Annotated in this window: 19 protein-coding genes; all 19 read left to right on the top strand. The window is 41.6% G+C overall.

The features are described 5' to 3' along the window. The first annotated feature begins 369 nt into the window (after positions 1 to 369). The 19 genes from flgB (at position 370) to flhA (ending at position 16,291) form a co-directional block, all read left to right on the top strand. Entirely contained in the window at positions 370 to 723 is a 354-nt protein-coding gene (flgB, locus tag ACF1X7_RS05870) for a flagellar basal body rod protein FlgB (protein WP_035631278.1), read from the top strand. Positions 724 to 756: 33 nt separating this feature from the next. Then, positions 757 to 1,197 carry a flagellar basal body rod protein FlgC gene (flgC, locus tag ACF1X7_RS05865; protein WP_039099298.1) on the top strand — a complete coding sequence of 147 codons (441 nt, stop codon included), beginning with the start codon at positions 757 to 759 and terminating at the stop codon, positions 1,195 to 1,197. 10 nt (positions 1,198 to 1,207) lie between these two features. Beyond that, positions 1,208 to 1,528 carry a flagellar hook-basal body complex protein FliE gene (fliE, locus tag ACF1X7_RS05860; protein WP_010498165.1) on the top strand — a complete coding sequence of 107 codons (321 nt, stop codon included), beginning with the start codon at positions 1,208 to 1,210 and terminating at the stop codon, positions 1,526 to 1,528. A 21-nt stretch (positions 1,529 to 1,549) separates the two neighbouring features. Next, positions 1,550 to 3,130 carry a flagellar basal-body MS-ring/collar protein FliF gene (gene fliF, locus ACF1X7_RS05855; RefSeq protein WP_411162537.1) on the top strand — a complete coding sequence of 527 codons (1,581 nt, stop codon included), beginning with the start codon at positions 1,550 to 1,552 and terminating at the stop codon, positions 3,128 to 3,130. Positions 3,131 to 3,145: 15 nt separating this feature from the next. Beyond that, positions 3,146 to 4,147 (top strand): flagellar motor switch protein FliG, encoded by a 1,002-nt coding sequence (fliG, locus tag ACF1X7_RS05850; protein ID WP_039099296.1) that lies wholly within the window; start codon positions 3,146 to 3,148, stop codon positions 4,145 to 4,147. After that, on the top strand, positions 4,140 to 4,847 hold the full coding sequence (locus tag ACF1X7_RS05845; RefSeq protein WP_039099295.1) for a FliH/SctL family protein: 708 nt from the start codon (positions 4,140 to 4,142) through the stop codon (positions 4,845 to 4,847). The genes fliG and ACF1X7_RS05845 overlap by 8 nt, the downstream gene beginning before the upstream one ends. A 9-nt stretch (positions 4,848 to 4,856) precedes the next feature. Continuing rightward, positions 4,857 to 6,218 (top strand): flagellar protein export ATPase FliI, encoded by a 1,362-nt coding sequence (fliI, locus tag ACF1X7_RS05840; protein ID WP_065825059.1) that lies wholly within the window; start codon positions 4,857 to 4,859, stop codon positions 6,216 to 6,218. An 11-nt stretch (positions 6,219 to 6,229) separates the two neighbouring features. Then, positions 6,230 to 6,658, top strand: coding sequence for a flagellar export protein FliJ (gene fliJ, locus ACF1X7_RS05835; protein ID WP_039099292.1), 429 nt, complete (start codon positions 6,230 to 6,232; stop codon positions 6,656 to 6,658). 40 nt (positions 6,659 to 6,698) lie between these two features. Beyond that, positions 6,699 to 8,318, top strand: coding sequence for a flagellar hook-length control protein FliK (locus tag ACF1X7_RS05830; protein ID WP_411162536.1), 1,620 nt, complete (start codon positions 6,699 to 6,701; stop codon positions 8,316 to 8,318). A 40-nt stretch (positions 8,319 to 8,358) separates the two neighbouring features. Next, positions 8,359 to 8,814, top strand: a complete 456-nt coding sequence (locus ACF1X7_RS05825; RefSeq protein ID WP_039099290.1) for a flagellar hook capping FlgD N-terminal domain-containing protein — start codon at positions 8,359 to 8,361, stop codon at positions 8,812 to 8,814. 48 nt (positions 8,815 to 8,862) lie between these two features. Beyond that, positions 8,863 to 9,702 (top strand): flagellar hook-basal body complex protein, encoded by an 840-nt coding sequence (locus ACF1X7_RS05820; RefSeq protein WP_253732470.1) that lies wholly within the window; start codon positions 8,863 to 8,865, stop codon positions 9,700 to 9,702. A 465-nt stretch (positions 9,703 to 10,167) separates the two neighbouring features. After that, positions 10,168 to 10,398, top strand: coding sequence for a flagellar FlbD family protein (locus ACF1X7_RS05815; protein ID WP_010498185.1), 231 nt, complete (start codon positions 10,168 to 10,170; stop codon positions 10,396 to 10,398). After that, positions 10,385 to 10,891 carry a flagellar basal body-associated protein FliL gene (gene fliL, locus ACF1X7_RS05810; protein ID WP_411162535.1) on the top strand — a complete coding sequence of 169 codons (507 nt, stop codon included), beginning with the start codon at positions 10,385 to 10,387 and terminating at the stop codon, positions 10,889 to 10,891. Before ACF1X7_RS05815 ends, fliL begins: the two co-directional genes overlap by 14 nt. A 25-nt stretch (positions 10,892 to 10,916) precedes the next feature. Next, on the top strand, positions 10,917 to 11,270 hold the full coding sequence (locus ACF1X7_RS05805; protein ID WP_010498189.1) for a flagellar biosynthetic protein FliO: 354 nt from the start codon (positions 10,917 to 10,919) through the stop codon (positions 11,268 to 11,270). Further along, a complete protein-coding gene (fliP, locus tag ACF1X7_RS05800; RefSeq protein WP_039098641.1) occupies positions 11,270 to 12,040 on the top strand; it encodes a flagellar type III secretion system pore protein FliP in 771 nt (256 codons plus the stop codon). The genes ACF1X7_RS05805 and fliP overlap by 1 nt, the downstream gene beginning before the upstream one ends. A 12-nt stretch (positions 12,041 to 12,052) precedes the next feature. Continuing rightward, on the top strand, positions 12,053 to 12,316 hold the full coding sequence (fliQ, locus tag ACF1X7_RS05795; protein WP_039098642.1) for a flagellar biosynthesis protein FliQ: 264 nt from the start codon (positions 12,053 to 12,055) through the stop codon (positions 12,314 to 12,316). A 5-nt stretch (positions 12,317 to 12,321) separates the two neighbouring features. Next, the gene (locus tag ACF1X7_RS05790; protein WP_411162534.1) at positions 12,322 to 13,077 is read left to right on the top strand and encodes a flagellar biosynthetic protein FliR; all 756 of its coding nucleotides are present in this window, start codon (positions 12,322 to 12,324) and stop codon (positions 13,075 to 13,077) included. A 23-nt stretch (positions 13,078 to 13,100) separates the two neighbouring features. Continuing rightward, the gene (locus ACF1X7_RS05785) at positions 13,101 to 14,165 is read left to right on the top strand and encodes a flagellar biosynthesis protein FlhB (RefSeq protein ID WP_039098644.1); all 1,065 of its coding nucleotides are present in this window, start codon (positions 13,101 to 13,103) and stop codon (positions 14,163 to 14,165) included. Positions 14,166 to 14,215: 50 nt separating this feature from the next. Next, the gene (gene flhA, locus ACF1X7_RS05780) at positions 14,216 to 16,291 is read left to right on the top strand and encodes a flagellar biosynthesis protein FlhA (protein WP_382385310.1); all 2,076 of its coding nucleotides are present in this window, start codon (positions 14,216 to 14,218) and stop codon (positions 16,289 to 16,291) included. The last annotated feature ends 39 nt before the right edge of the window (positions 16,292 to 16,330 follow it).

Raw genomic sequence — 16,330 nt, 5'->3', positions numbered from 1 at the left:
AGTGGATCTGCAGTTGGTTCAAGACACGCTGAATCACCGTCCCCGCCGCTGTTATCCAGCGGATGTTATGCCACAACTGGTTTAACTTTCTAGACCAATTATAAGAATAGGCCATTAGTGTTGCACTTAACTTGACAATTGAGGAAAATAATTAATAAAATAATTGAAAATAACTTAAAAATTAACTTGATTGTGAGTATGTTAACAGCTGAAATTATAATGCTGTGAAAAATATAGAAAAAGTTTGATAAAGGGGACATCTTGGCTGCAAGCAACTACTATGAAAATTGAAATATAAAAAGTTTGAAAATATTAGTGTTAAATCAAAGAAAATAGGTGTAATTAATTTTGGAAAATACATATGGCTTAATGAAAGAAGCTTTAAACGTTTCTTCTAATAGAGCACAATTGAACGCAAATAATATTGCTAATGTCAATACGCCGGGTTTCAAAGCTAAACGAATCGAGTTTGAAAGTGTTTTGAATAATGCTTTGGACCAAGAAACACACCTAAAAACTACATCTAAAATGCATATGCAAGCAGGCGGGGCAATTGAACCGCATGAAAGCGTGCGCAATGATACGGCTGTTAAAGAAAATGGCAATAACGTTGATTTAGATGTTGAGATGTTAAATCAGGCACAAAATGGTTTGAATTATAGCGCGTTGACATCACAACTCAAAGGGCGTTACCAAATGATGAGTTATGTTTTGAATCATTAATGGTAAGACTAAATTGGAGAAGAGGAGATCAGAGTGAGTATTTTTAATGGATTGCAGATCAATGCCAGCGGCTTAGCCTTAGAGCGGTTAAAGCTTGATACGACATCAACTAATATTGCAAACGTCAATACAACACGAACGCCGGAAGGTGGCCCGTACCGCCGGAAGTCAGTTCAATTCGCTGAAAATTTACGTCAAGTCGAAGCAGACAATGGAAATATCATGGAAGCCAACAAACGACAGAGTTCCGGTGTAAGAGTGACTGGCATTGCACAGGATCAAACTGAGAAGTTGAGTTATAAACCAGATGACCCCGATGCCGACCAAAATGGTTATGTTCATTTACCGAATGTTAACTTGGCGGATGAGATGATCGACTTGATCCAATCGCAAAGATCTTACGAAGCAAATGTTGCTTCGAGTCAGGTCAATAAGCAGATCTTGAGTAAGGCACTAGAAATATCAGAAAATTAGGAGAGATAAAATGGCACAGGTCAATGGTATTAACGGCTTAAATAATTATGCTACTCAACTGCGCAAAGTTACTGGACTCGATAATTCTGATCAGACAGTTAAAGGCGCCGGTAAAACATTCGGTGATTATTTGGATCATGCTTTATCCGGTTTAAATTCAAGCATGAAAGTTATGGATCAGTCGACTACCGATATGATCAGTGGAAAACAAGATGACTTAGGGCAGGTCATGATCAATATGACTGAAAGTCAATTAACTTTACAGACTGCAGTTCAAGTTCGTAATAAAGCTTTGGAAGCTTATAACGATCTTAAGAACATGCAGTTTTAGTCGTGTAGTGGGGGCTTGGAAGTGGATAAAGTAAAGGACTTTTTTGGAAACTTAAAAGACAAATGGTCTAATCTAAATCGTTTAGTAAAAATTGCTATCATAGCTGGTTTGATCAGCATACTTGCTGCTGGTGGGATCGTATATTATCTGAACACCAGAGTTGAGTATGCCGTTTTGTTTTCGAATTTAAGTGACGCAGACGCTGGGACGGTTACGAAAGATTTGGAAGATCAAGACATCAAGTACAAGTTAAAAGATGATGGTAAAACGATCTTAGTTGATAAGACAAAAGTCGACCAGTATCGGATCGATATGGCCGTCGATAACAAACTGCCCGATAGTTCACAAGGCTATGAGTTATTTGATGATACCAGCATGATGACCACTGATGAAGACCGTAAGATCATGTATCAGCGGGCAACGACTGGTGAGCTGGAACGTTCGATCGGTTCTTTAAATGCTGTCAAAAAAGCTAAAGTAATGTTAACGATGCCTGATGATGATGTCTTTAGTGATGATGCCAAAGGAAAAAAAGCCAAAGCATCGGTTGCATTGACGTTGAATGGCAACACGATCTCAAATTCAGCAGTTAAAGGGATCGTTGAGTTGGCCACAGGTGCCGTTAAGGGATTAACAGCCGAAAACGTTAAAGTTGTTGATAGTAATGGAAATGTATTGGCTGATGGGAATAATGACAATGATGATCTGACAGGTGCGAACAGTAAATATATGCAGATCCAAAAACAGTTTGAAAAACAACTTGAAAAGAAGATCACACGTGTTTTGGGCCCATTAGCTGATGGAAACAAAATCAGCGTCGCAGTTAACGCTGACCTTAATTTTGACGCACTGGAACGCAAGACTACGAAATATAGCAATCCAAATTTACGGAGTGAAAATGTTCAAGCTAATGGGAACCAAGAACAGATCCAACAAGCACAGACTGGTCAAACCGATGATAATGTCTCTAACGTAACTGGCGATAATACCGATAATGGCGCTTCATATAGCCGGACGATCAATAATGAATTAGATACTGATGTGACTAAGCAAGTTAGCGCACCGGGAACTGTGAAGAGATTAACGACCTCTGTTGCTATTCGTGGAGATGTTAGTGGGGACCAGCAGGCGCAGATCAAAAGTATTGTGCGTTCAGCCATCGGTTACGATAAGGATCGTGGTGATAAAGTTACTGTTCAAGCTTTAGATGTTCCAGACACGACACCAAAAGTTCATAAGACTAAGACGGTGAAGAATAATGTGCCGTGGTGGTACATCGCCCTTCCGATCGGTGTCATCGCAATCGCTGGTATCGCAGCCTTTTTGATCATTCGCAAGAAACGCCAAGATGACGATGATGACTACTACGATGATGATTATGATGTCGATGTAACTGATGATTCACCACAACCTGGACCTACTTCTTCAGCGAATAGTGAGCCGTTACTGGAAGCAAAACAAGAGGAAAAAACAGTACCTCTGCAGGAAAAACCAGAAGTCAAAGAAAGACAAGCTAAGGATAAACAGGCTAAAGATTATGCCCAGACTAATCCAGCAGTTCCAGCTGAATTGCTGAAAGCTTGGATGAAAGATCATCACTAGGAGGGGAAATAAGAGATGGCTCAATTGAGTGGAGTAAAAAAAGCGGCGATCTTAATGATCTCTTTAGGGTCAGAAGCGTCCTCCCAGGTAATGAAACTTTTACCTGACAGTATGATTCAAAAAGTCAGTTATGAAATAGCTAATACAGATTATGTGACTCCAGAAGAAAAGAATGCTGTCATCGATGAATTTGTCGACACTGCCACAGCCAGACAATATGTTTTGGATGGTGGGATCGACTACGCAAAGGATCTTTTAGTTAATTCGTTAGGGCCGCAACGAGCCAAAGAAGTTCTGGATGTTTTGAACACGATCCAGTTGCGGGAACAACCGTTTAACATTGCCCGTCGTGCTAATGAGCAGCAATTAGTTAATTTGCTAGTAGAAGAACATCCACAAACTATTGCTTTGATATTGTGTTATATGCAGGCTGAGAAGGCTGCCAGTGTTTTGTCAGAATTTCCAGATGAATTGCAATCTGATGTAGCTGAACGAGTGGCAACGATTTCGGCCACTTCACCAGAAACGATTCAGCGGATCGAAAAAGTTATGGAAGATAAGTTTTCCAATGTGGTTGATGGTGAACGTGAGAGTATCGGTGGTGTCGGCGCATTGGTCGATATCTTGAATTCAACGGGCCGCAGTACTGAAAAGACGATCTTGGCCGGTCTGGAAAGCAGACAGCCAGAATTGGCCAGTGAAGTTCAGGCCAACCTATTTACTTTCGAAGATATTACTACTTTGCAAGCGTTGGATGTGCAAAAAGTATTACGTGATGTGACAAACGATGTATTAGAGCTGGCCTTGAAAGGCAGCGATGATCGTATCAAAGACTTTATCTTCGGTAATATGTCACAACGTGCGGTTGAAAATATCAAAGAAGATCTTGAATTTATGGGTCCAACTAGATTATCAGCTGTCGAAGAAGCACAACAAAAAGTTGTCGCAGTTATTCGGAAGTTAGACGAAAGAGGCGAGATCTATATTGGTCGAGGAGGTCAAGACAGCATTGTCTAATAATATTTTGAAACAGCAGGCAATGCCCCTGCATGGTAAGAAAGTTGGTATAAAGACAGCAGATTTTGTTCCTCAAATAAAAAAGCAAGATCCACAGTTAACAGCTCTTGACGCTAAATTAGCACATCAGACGGCAGCTTACCAGCAAAAGCTAAAACAGCTGAAAGCTGAGATGTTAGTAGATGCAAAACAAAAGGCAGCAGAAATCAAGCAAGAAGCCTATGATTCTGGTTATGCTCAGGGAAAAAAAGATGGATACCAGGAGGCTGTGACAAAAGGACAACAAAAAATGGCACCTCTAGTCAAGCAGGCACAAGATAACGTGGAGCAAAGTCTGGCAGAGTCAAAACAGTACCTGGCAGAAAAACAGGATGAGATCACTTCTTTTGCAGTACAGTTGGCCGAAATTATTTTGAAGACGCAGTTGGAACTAACGCCAGAAAAGATCACTGCAATTTTGAGTCCATTATTATTCGAACTCGAAAAACCAAATGAAGTATTGATGGTCTGGGCTAACTCCGCTTATCATGAATCACTGACCACTAAGTTAGAGCAGGTCAAAGAAGAAATTCCTGATCTGCGTTACATAATTTTTGATGATGATAGTTTAAATGCTTTGCAGCTGCGTGTCGAATCAAACGAATCGGTAGTTGATATTGACATTAAAAAGGAATTACAAGGTTTTCTGGAACAATTGTGAGGTAAATAAATGACAAAGATAAAGATCCCCTTTAAAAATTATTTAAACCAAGCGAAAAAATATCCTTTTTATTCGGTATACGGCAAAGTCAGCGAAGTTGTTGGTCTTGTGATCAAAGTCGAAGGTTTGCAAGCCTTCGTCGGTGAAGTCTGTGAGGTCTATGCGAAAAAAGCGGGAAAAAAGACAGTGACGGAGGTTGTTGGATTCGTTAAACAAACGGTCTTATTGATGCCATTAGATGAGCTAGAGGGGATCGCGCCGGGTTGCCTAGTGGCTGCAACTGGCAAGACACTTGAAGTCAAGGTTGGGCCAAAAATGCTGGGACATACTTTCGATGGCCTAGGACGTCCATTGAAAGGTTCCAAGCTTGACCAGTCTGAAATGGTCGGGTATCCAGCGATGCAGGAAGCCCCAGATCCATTTAAACGGCAAGACATTGAAAAAATCATGCCGACTGGTATTCGAGCAATCGATGGATTATTAACGGTTGGCGAGGGACAGCGAGTCGGGATCTTTGCCGGCAGTGGGGTCGGTAAAAGTACTTTGCTGGGGATGATCGCTAAGTATTGTCAGGCCGATGTGATCGTGATCGGTTTGATCGGTGAACGTGGCCGTGAGGTGAGAGAATTTATCGAAAAAGACTTGGGTGAAGGTTATGCTAAGTCGATCGTAGTGTGTGCTACTTCTGATATGCCGCCCTTAGTTCGGCTGAAAGGTGCATATACGGCCACGGCAATTGCTGAGTATTTTCGTGATCAGGGCAAAAAAGTTGTTTTGATGATGGATTCGGTCACACGTTTTGCGATGGCTCAACGTGAAATTGGTCTATCAACTGGGGAACCGCCAACTACCCGGGGTTATACTCCTTCGGTTTTTGCCGAATTACCCAAGTTGATGGAAAGAAGCGGAATGTCTGACAAGGGTTCGATCACAGCATTTTATACGGTCTTGGTCGAAGGTGACGACATGAACGAACCGATTGCTGATGCAGTTCGCGGGATCTTAGACGGGCACATTATTTTATCGCGAGAAATTGCGGCCCAAAATCATTATCCGGCAGTTGATGTTCAACCTAGTGTCAGTCGTTTGATGAAATCGTTGGTCTCTCAAGAACATAATATCCATGCCAGTGAATTGCGTGAAAATTTGAAAACATACGCTGATGCGAAAGATTTGATAGATATCGGGGCATATAAGAGCGGAACAAATCCTGTGATCGACTATGCTGTGCAGCTGCACAAACCGATCGATGACTTTTTGCAACAAGCCGTGGATGAATTTTCAAGTTTCACAGATACAGAGGAGAGATTGCAGCAGTTGTTTGCTTCGAATAATGTTTTAGGTGACGGTCGGATCACTGCAGAAGGGTAGGGAGATCAGGGATGGAAGAATTTAATTTTTCATTACAAAAAGTGCTGGAATATCGTTTGCAAGTTGAAGACCAGGTCAAGGGGCATTTTGCTGAAGTCAACCGCCTGGAAAACGAGAAAAATACTGAATTGGATCAAGTCATGCAAGAAAAAGACAGCATGATGGAAACTCCACAATTTTCAGTTAGCAGAATGCAAGTCACACGACGCTATATTCAAGCTCTTAACGACCAGATCATGATTTGTCACGATCAACTGTTGGGGTTGCAAGCACAAAAAGAGCAAATTCGCAGTGAATTGATCGAAGCACAGAAACAACGGAAAATATTAGAGCGGCTTAAAACAAAGCAGCTTGCACAATATCAAAAGGAGCTAGCCCATGAGGAACAAAAGCAGTTGGATGATTTTCACCGGCCACAACAAAATGTAAATATCGCTTGACCTTGACGTTAAAGCAAGGGTTTGAAAGGAGGACAATGAAATGCAAAAGGTAGTTACAGGTAAGAAAATTGCTGGTTTGCAGGTTGCTAAAGCCAAGCCAACCAAAAAACAAACGGGGAAATTTCAGGCTTTTTTAGCACAAGATAAGCCGGAAATTGCGGTTAATGATGATAAAGGTTTCAGACAAAAAAAGGCTAAAAATCGACTAGAGACTTCTAAAGACATGCTTAACATGCATATTAAAACTACTGATTCGCAAACAAAAAAAGAGCTAGAGCAAGTCTTGCAAATTGACTCGAAAACGTTCCAACAGTTAGTAAACGGTACAGTTTCTTTGGATGACTTGGTCAAGCAAGGAAAAGTCCAAATATCGCCTGATTTGCTGGAAGGACTCAAGGAATTAGTTAGCAGTAGCAATCATTTGAAAAAGCAAAATATTTTACTAGAGATCGAGCATGACCAATCAGAAGCAGTCGAACCGCTCCAAGAAAATGATAACGCCGGAAAAAATGAAAAATTACCTAAGAATGCTGCTCCTCCACTAGACTTAAAGCAAGCCAAGGCAGGACCGATAGCCGAAATTATTGCAGACAATGACGTTGCACCACAACAAACCGAGCAATTTGGCGAAAATCCGGCACAAAGCGTAATTGACTTGGATGAAATGTCTGCAACCCAGCAAGCGACCTTGAAGGAACAGATAGCAAACTTTGTTAGTATGGTAACTTCTAAGTCAGCTGGTGAAAGCCAGGCTATTCAAGAATCTAACTCGACAATAAATCTGGTTGTGAGTTCGGACACAAAGATCAAGCAGGAAGCTGCTCAGCAGACTGATCTGGAAGTTGAGTCGGTTCAACCTACAAAGATCATTGAGAGCCCGTTAGTTTCTAAAGCAGGGCAGCTGGGTAAACAAGAAATTAAAACATCACCTGAAGTTGCAGCGATGGCAGACGAGCTTTCAGTATCGTCGCTAAAACAGTCAGCGGAAATTTTATCAGTTAGTTCAAAAATCTTGATCGGTACGAAAGCTTCGCTAGCAGGACAAAAACAAGCAGCTGAAATCATAGATTTTAGTGAGCTTACAGATAGAACGTGTATGGTAAGCGTAGTTGAACAAAAAAGCGCGACAGTTACGCAAGCTAATGTGGGGCAAAAAGTAACAACGATAACTAGACCGGTCGAGCAGGTCGTGAGAAATTTGCAAAAAGCACTTACTCCAGTAGTTGAGAAAAGCTTGTTATCCAGTAAGGGCAATACCCAGAGCATAGTTTTTAATTTGAAACCGGCTAATCTGGGTGAGATGAAAGTTGCGGTAAAGACGAATGAACAGGCAGTCAGCCTAGAATTTGAAGTTCAAAATAGTACTGCACGTGATATGTTACAAAAAATCACACATAAATTAGAGCAGATCATGGAGCAGCTGCAGCTTGATCCAACGACTAAAACATTGAAACAAGTTGAAACTGTGAGACAAACGGCGGAAACTTCTGAACTTTTAGGCGAGCAGCGAGATGGTCCAGCTGGTGATTTCATGCAAAATGAGCAAGAACAGCAACGCCGATTTGCACGTTCGCACAAGACGAGGACACAAGTGGTCAGTGAAGAACATTTGCCAGGCGAAGAACAAATCAAGCACGGAACGATCAGTTTGTTGGTTTGAGCGTCTCAGAGTATGCGTGATCAAAGGAGGAATATATTTCATGGACAATTTAAGCGGTGTACAAGCAAACAGTCTTGGCAGTTCGAGTGAGATAACAAAAAGTACTTCACAAAACGGTGCTGCTAAAAATGCTTTGGGACTTTCAATGGATGATTTTTTGAAGATCTTAGCGACATCAATGTCTAACCCTTCCATGACCGGAGATGGAGATTCCAATAGCAGTGGTACAGATTATATTTCACAAATGGCACAATTTGCTACCTTACAGGAATTAAATAATATGTCGACAATGATGAATAATTCTTTGCTTTTAGGGCAGCAACAACAAGCTTTCAATTTAATGGGCAAGGATGTCACAGTTGTTGATGAACAAGGCAATGAAAAGCAAGGAAGAGTTGATAAAGTCAACTTTACTGGCGGTATTGCCAAGCTGACCGTCAACGGTACGGAATATGAAATGGGTGCCATCAAAGAAGTTAGAGAACCAAAAGATTAAAAAATAGCAAAATTTAAAAAGATGCTACACAAATAGGAGGAATTTTAAATGTTACGTTCATTGTATTCAGGTGTTTCAGGAATGAAGAGTCAACAAACCAGGTTGGATGTTATTTCCAACAACATTGCTAATGCGAACACGATCGGCTTCAAGTCAAGCCGTGCTAACTTTTCAGATATTTTAAGTCAGACAACTGCGAATGCTTCAGGACCACGTGCAACCGTTGGCGGTATTGATGGTAAGCAAGTTGGACTTGGGGTTCAGGTCGGTGCGATCGATACAGACATGGGTCAAGGTATTCAAAACACGACTGGCCGTGCTTTGGACTTATATATCAATGGTAGCGGGTTTTTAGTATTTGAGCGAGATGGTAATAATGGTCAGGTTTATTCACGTAACGGTGCTTTGAAGATCGATGCTAATGGCAACTTGACTAATGCTGATGGTTTACGTGTGATGGGCTATGCTCCCGGACAGGAAGGCGGAGCGTTAACTCGAATTACAGTACCAGCTCAAAATGCAGCTGGTGAAAAGTTAGTTGAAGGTCACGTTTCAATCGGTCCTGATGGCAAAGTTACTGCGCGTTATGGCGCGGAAGATGAAGTGATCGGTACAGTGTCGATTGCTACGTTCAGTAATCCAGCCGGCTTAAGCAAGATCGGTAACAGCACTTATGAAATATCACAGGATTCTGGTAATGCCAATAATTTAGTACCTGGTACAGATGGGACCAACACTTTATTAGCGGGGACATTGGAAGATTCTAACGTTGACTTAGCGCAAGAATTCTCTGACATGATCGTTACAAGCAGAGCATATCAGGCCAATGCAAGGAGTATCACAACGTCAGACGAGATGTTGCAAGAATTGATCAACCTAAAGAGATAGTGAGCGAAACAACGCGGTTAGGAGACGAGCAATATCGGGTTTAGACATCATGGTGCGTTTTTGGCACCGTGATGTTTAAACTGGATAGGCGCAGATTCCTGCGTTGAGAAACTGTCCTAGAATAGTGAGCGAAACAACGCGGTTAGGAGACGAGCAATATCGGGTTTAGACATCATGGTGCGTTTTTGGCACCGTGATGTTTAAACTAGATAGGCGCAGACTCCTGCGTTGAGGAGCTGTCCTAAGATAGTGAGCGAGGTAAGCCGGGTAGGACTCGAGTACTAACGGACTTCTAGGCCATAATGCGTTTTTTAGCATTGTGTGTGGAAGTTGGTTAGACGGAAAGTCCTGGCTTGAGGAGCTGTCCTAGAATAGTGAGCGCAGCAATTTGATCAAAAGGGGAAAAAGAACCTGTAAGGTAAAATTTTTATTTTATGTACAGGATAAATAATAGGGGGCAGGTTCATGATTTTGTTAACTTCATTTAAAGGAAAAGAATTTTATTTGAACCCAGATTTGATCTATCGAATTGATGAAACCCCAGATACAGTAATCACGCTTGTCGATGGGAAAACGCTGGTAGTTAGAGACACAGCGTTTGAAATTAGGGAAGCGATCATAGAATATCGTCACCGAATTTTTTCTGGTGAGAATCTTTTTGAAGGGAATAACGAGGGAAACAATGAAGAAGAATGAAGAAGTAGAAACAACTGAAACTAAAGCAGGTGGCATCAAATGGGGATTGCTTATTGTTTTAGTAGTCGTTTTAGCATTTGGGGCTAGTGCTGCCGGCACGATCATTTTCGGCAAGTACTTTAATAGTCAAGACGCAAAACCTAAAGCTGAAAAAGTGCAAACAGGAGCTGCCATTTCTAAAAGACAGCGTCTGGTAAACGTCAAAAAGTTTATTGTTAATTTGGCAACGGATGATGCAGCTGATCCACAATATTTACGCTTAAAGGTCTCTTTGTTAGTGGCTGACGATGATCAAGCAAAAGCATTAAAAAAAGACATGCCTTTAGTGCGTGACAGCATGATCCGTGTTTTGAAACCAAAAAGGGCCGCAGATTTATTGAAAAATAATCAAAGTATCGATGAGGTCAAAGAACAAGTCAAAGAGGCTATTAATAAAAATTATGGCAGTTCAATAGTGCAAGAAGTTTATGTGACAGATTTTGTGATCCAATAAGTTAAATCATACGAGGAGTATTCAAATGGAGTTAACGTTGTCGTTGATCAAAATGGTGGTTGGATTAATTATCGTGATCGTTTTGATCAACTTATTTTTAAAATACTTACAGAAATTCGTTGCTCCACAGGATCGGCAATTTCGAGTTATCAAGAAAATCCCAGTTTCAAAAACTTCCGCACTTGGGATCGTGCAAGTCATCGAGCGCTATTACTTGATGAGCTTGGCAGAACAAGGCAGTACGGTGATCTCTGAGTTATCAAAAGAAGAGGTTGAGCAATTATTTACCAGTTCAGATGATCAAGCGAGTGAAAAAATAGATTTTGCGGCCATTCTCAAGCAAAAGACGATCAAGCTGCAGAATAAGAGAAAGAAGTAATGACTACGAAAAAGCAAAGTAAAATACTGAGCGGGTTGTCCTTAACGGCTTGCTTGTTCCGACCAGTTTCAGTGCATGCAGCTGGCCTCGATGATGTTTCTCGTGGCATTACTGATTTGATCAATAGTGGACAGAGCGGAAATTCGTCGCAGATCGTTAATGTGTTTGTGATGATGACGATTTTATCCGTGGTCCCGCTGTTGTTAGTCATGATGACATCTTTTACACGGATCATCATGGTCCTTTCATTTACTAGAAGTGCCTTAGGAACGCAGCAAAACCCACCAAATCAAGTTTTGCTTGGCTTGGCTTTGTTTTTGACCCTGTTTACGATGAAGCCTGTTTATACAGATATCTATAAAGAAGCGATCCAACCTTATAGTCGGCAGGAGATCACTGAAAAACAAGCATTCAACCGTTCAGAGGTCAGGCTTAAGGAATTTATGGGAAAAGAAACTCGAAAAAAAGATGTCAAATTGTTCTTAGATGTTTCTAAAGACAAGCATCGCTATAAAAATGTGGAGTCAGTTCCGCTAACGACACTTACTCCGGCTTTTATTATTAGTGAGCTGCGGACAGCCTTTAGTATTGGCTTTTTGATATTTATCCCGTTTTTGATCATAGATATGGTCGTCTCGAGTGTGCTGATGGCGATGGGGATGATCATGCTGTCGCCGGTTATGATCTCATTGCCGTTTAAATTATTATTATTCGTGATGGTAGATGGCTGGTACTTGTTAGTCGAATCGTTGGTTCATAGTTTCAGTTAGAGGGGGAGCTTAATGTCTATTTCATTAGTCTTGACGGTCATGCGTGAAGCGGTGATCAGAATCTTAGTAGTTTCAGGTCCAATCGTGATAGTTGCGATGGTCGTTGGTTTGGTCATTAGTATCTTTCAAGCTACGACCCAGATTCAAGAACAAACTTTGAGTTTTGTCCCTAAGTTGGTCGCAATTTTTGTGACCCTGATCTTGGCTGGAAACTTTATGATCACAACGCTAAAAGAATTCACGGAATATATCTTCCGCTTGATCTCGGGGGTGTGACGTCAGTGGCCGAAGTACAATTAGTTAGTTTGGTGATTTGCCGGATATTTTCTTTTATGGTCACAGCGCCGATTTTATCACAAAGAAGTTTTCCTAATACTGCTAAGCTGATCGTTGGGGGGAGTTTGGTAGTTGCTGCCATTCCTTTAGTTGGCAAGGTCAAGGCGATGAGTGTGGTTATCTTCGCTTTGGCGGCTTTAAAGGAGACTTTATTGGGGCTTGCCATGGGCTATGTTAGTCAACTGGTTTTTCAAGCTGTGATCATGGCGGGTTCCCTGATCGATTTTCAAAATGGTTTTTCGATGGGCCAGGCTTATGACAGGACAATGGAAGTTTCCAGTTCACAATTTGGTCGGATGTACTACTGGTTGGCACTGGCAGTTTTCTTCATGTTAAATTTGCATCTGGAATTGTTTCGCGCTGTGATGCTATCTTTTACGATTGTTCCTTTAGGAACCGCCACTTTGACGAATGCAAGTGTTAAGGGTGTGGTCATTTTGACTAGTAAGACCCTTGCCATGGCTTTTAATGTTGCTGCACCTTTGATCATTGCTGTGATGGTGATCGGTATTGTATTGGGGATCTTGTCACGGTCTGTGCCGCAAATGAACGTGCTGATGTTAAGTTTGTCTCTTAAATCTACTGTAGGAATGATCATCTTTTTGATCATGCTGCCAAATGTCGTGGAATTGTTGGGAAAGATAATCCCACAGTCATATGAGTATCTAGTCGAGTTCCTGCGTTCGGTAGGTCAGGCATAGTCTGATAAAGGAAAGGTTATTTCATGGATAAAGATGGTAAAACTGAAAAACCGACCCCTAAGCGTAAAAGAGATGCGCGCAAGAAGGGAAATGTTGCTAGAAGTCCAGACTTAACAGCTGCTTTGGCTTTATTGACCTTTTCGTTTATCTTTATTCCTGCTTGGCAATTTGGATTAGGCAAGTTTTTTCCTTATATGACAGGCTTTATCGAGCAGTTGGATAACTACCAGGTCTTATACGCAGACCTACCTAAGGTTGGCTTGCAGGCGATCTTAACGGTTTTGATCGTGGCAGCACCATTCTTGGTCGTCGGTTATTTGATCAGTTTTTTGGGGAATTTTGTGCAAATTGGTTTTTTATTTACGGCTAAACCATTAAAGCCTGATTTCAAACGTTTGAACCCTTTAAGTGGTTTCAAAAGGATGTTTAGTCTGGATGCGATAGTCAACCTGGGAAAAACGCTGGCAAAGTTCTTACTGATCGCATATCTGTGTTATCGCAAATACATATCTACGTTACGTGACATTTTAAATGCTGGTTCTGTTGGTCCTGCCAAGATCTTGTTTTTTATTCTCAATTTTTGTAAAGAACTAGGGATGCAGATTGCCTTGGTTTTGTTGGTTTTGGGGTTGGCAGATTTTGCCTATCAAAGTTTCAGTCGGACTAAGAAATTGAAGATGACTAAACAAGAGATCAAAGAAGAAATGAAACAAATGGAAGGCGATCCGAAGGTCAAAGCGCAGCGGAAAGCTAAGTATCAGGCGATGGTCCGGAACTCGATCGCCCAAGTTAAAGATGCGACAGTCGTTTTGGCGAACCCGACTCATTTAGCGTTGGCAATCAAGTATGATAAGACAGAAACACCAGTCCCACAGCTGCTTGCTAAAGGAGCTGATGAGGTCGCCATGAAAATGAAAGAAGAAGCCAGAAAAAATGATGTACCGATCATTGAGAATAAACCGCTGGCACGAGCAATTTATCTCAAGATCGAGGCAGGAGAATTCATTCCGGAAGAGTTTTTTGAGCCAGTCGCTGATTTGATCGCTTTGGTCTACCGGTTGGATGAAGAAGCTAAGTATAAAATATAAGTCTGGTTAAAGTTGAACCGGATTTGAGTTGATAGGAGAGAGAGTAACTGATGAAAAACAAGCAAAAAGCAGCTAAGAAGAATGCACTCAGACCAGCTGACCTGATCGTTTCACTTTTGGTGGTCAGTATCATTGGTTTGATCATCATTCCGCTTCCGCTGCCAGTCTTGGATTTTTTGATAACCATCAACATGGCGATCGCCATGAACATATTATTGATCACCATGTTTACTCACTCAGTCTTGGAATTTACTACTTTTCCAACCTTACTTTTGATCACAACGATGTTCAAGTTAGGTTTAAACATGTCATCGACTCGTGCGATCCTAACACAAGGTGATGGGGGACATGTTATTGCCGCCTTTGCTGACGTTGTGGCAGGGAAAAACTATATTGTTGGGATCATCTTGTTCGTGATCATCATGATCGTGCAGTTGGTCGTTGTGACTAACGGTTCCGGCCGTGTTTCAGAAGTGTCGGCCCGTTTCACCTTGGATGCTATGCCAGGGAAACAGATGGCGATCGATTCGGATCTGAACTCGGGTTTGATCGATGAAAAGCAGGCTAGAAAACGACGGGAAGACCTGCAACGTGAAGCAGATTTTTATGGTTCGATGGATGGTGCCAGCAAGTTCGTTAAAGGTGATGCCATTGCGGGGATCGTCATTGTTTTAGTCAATCTGATTGGTGGAACGATCATCTTTACTATGAAAGGTGATCTCAGCGCAATGGAAGCTTTATCACAGTTTGGCAAGCTGTCGATCGGTGATGGCTTGGTCAGTTCGATCCCTTCACTATTGATCTCAATTGCCTCAGGTATTATTGTTACTCGCTCTGATAATGATAGTACGTTTGGTAAAGATATTGCTGAAGATGCGTTGCGCAATCCGCAAATATTCCGGATCGTAGCGGGGATCTTAATGGTTTTATCCCTTGTCCCCGGTTTTCCGTTTATTCCCTTTATGGTTATGGGGTTAGCCCTACTTGGTGTTAGCTTCCTGATCAAACAACAGGATGCTAAGAAAGTTAAGGAAGAGCAACAACGAAAACAGACTTTGGCTTTACAAAAGAAAAAAGATGTCCAAGAAGACGAAGATGTAGCCGATTTCCAAGTCGAAACTTTAGCGATCGAAATTGGTTATGCACTGATACCGCTGGTCGATAGTTCGATCGACAATAGTTTGATGAGCCGGATCATTGCTTTACGTAAACAAACTGCTCATGAATTAGGGATCTTGGTCAGTCCAGTGAGGATCCGAGATAACTTGTACCTGGATGCAAATAATTATTCTATCAAGATCAAGGGCAATGAGGTCGGCACGGGTGATATTTATCCTGATAAATACATGATCTTTAGTCCGACTGGGGATGAGATCCCGTTTAATGGCATCCAAGCCGTGGAACCAGCCTTTCATTTAGAAGCGATGTGGATCAATGAAAGTGATAAAGAAGCGGCTGACCTGCAAGGATTCACAGTTATCGAACCTTTGACTGTTATCGCCACTCATTTGAAGGAAGTTATTTACTCACATGCTCCTGAACTTTTGGGACGCCAAGAAGTTAAGCAATTATTGGAAGGCATTAAGCAACAAAGCAACGTTGTGATCGATGAATTGATCCCAGATATTTTACGCTTAGGAGAAGTTGAAAAGGTCCTCCAGAATTTGTTGGAAGAAAAGGTACCGATCAATGATTTATCAACTATCTTAGAAACTCTGGCAGATTATGGGACCGTCACCAAAGATACCGAAACGCTGACAGAATACGTTCGCCAAGCATTAAGAAGAACAATTGCCAACAAGTATGTCGGTGAAGATAACAAAATTTATGCCGTTACTGTGCATCCCAAAATTGAAGAAATGGTTGCACAGAGTATTAAAAAAACAGCAACTGGTTCGTATCCTGTTTTGCAGCCGGATACGGTCAATAAGATGTTGGATGCGATCACTCAGCTGAATCAAAAAATGCTGGTGGAAAATATTTCCTTTGTCCTTTTGACAAATCCACAGACTAGAACTGCGTTTAGAAAGTTGTTGTCGTTTAACTTCCCAGATTTGGCAATTTTGTCGTTAAATGAGATCCCAAATGAAATCGGGATCGAGGCAGTCGGGCAGTTGCAATTTTAGGAAGGCACTCTGTGGGAAGGCGTGTTGAAGATAGCTGGC

The sequence above is a fragment of the Latilactobacillus sp. VITA-14 genome (assembly GCF_046580785.1).
Taxonomy (GTDB): Bacteria; Bacillota; Bacilli; order Lactobacillales; family Lactobacillaceae; genus Latilactobacillus; species Latilactobacillus curvatus.
This window is presented reverse-complemented; position numbering and strand designations above follow the sequence as displayed.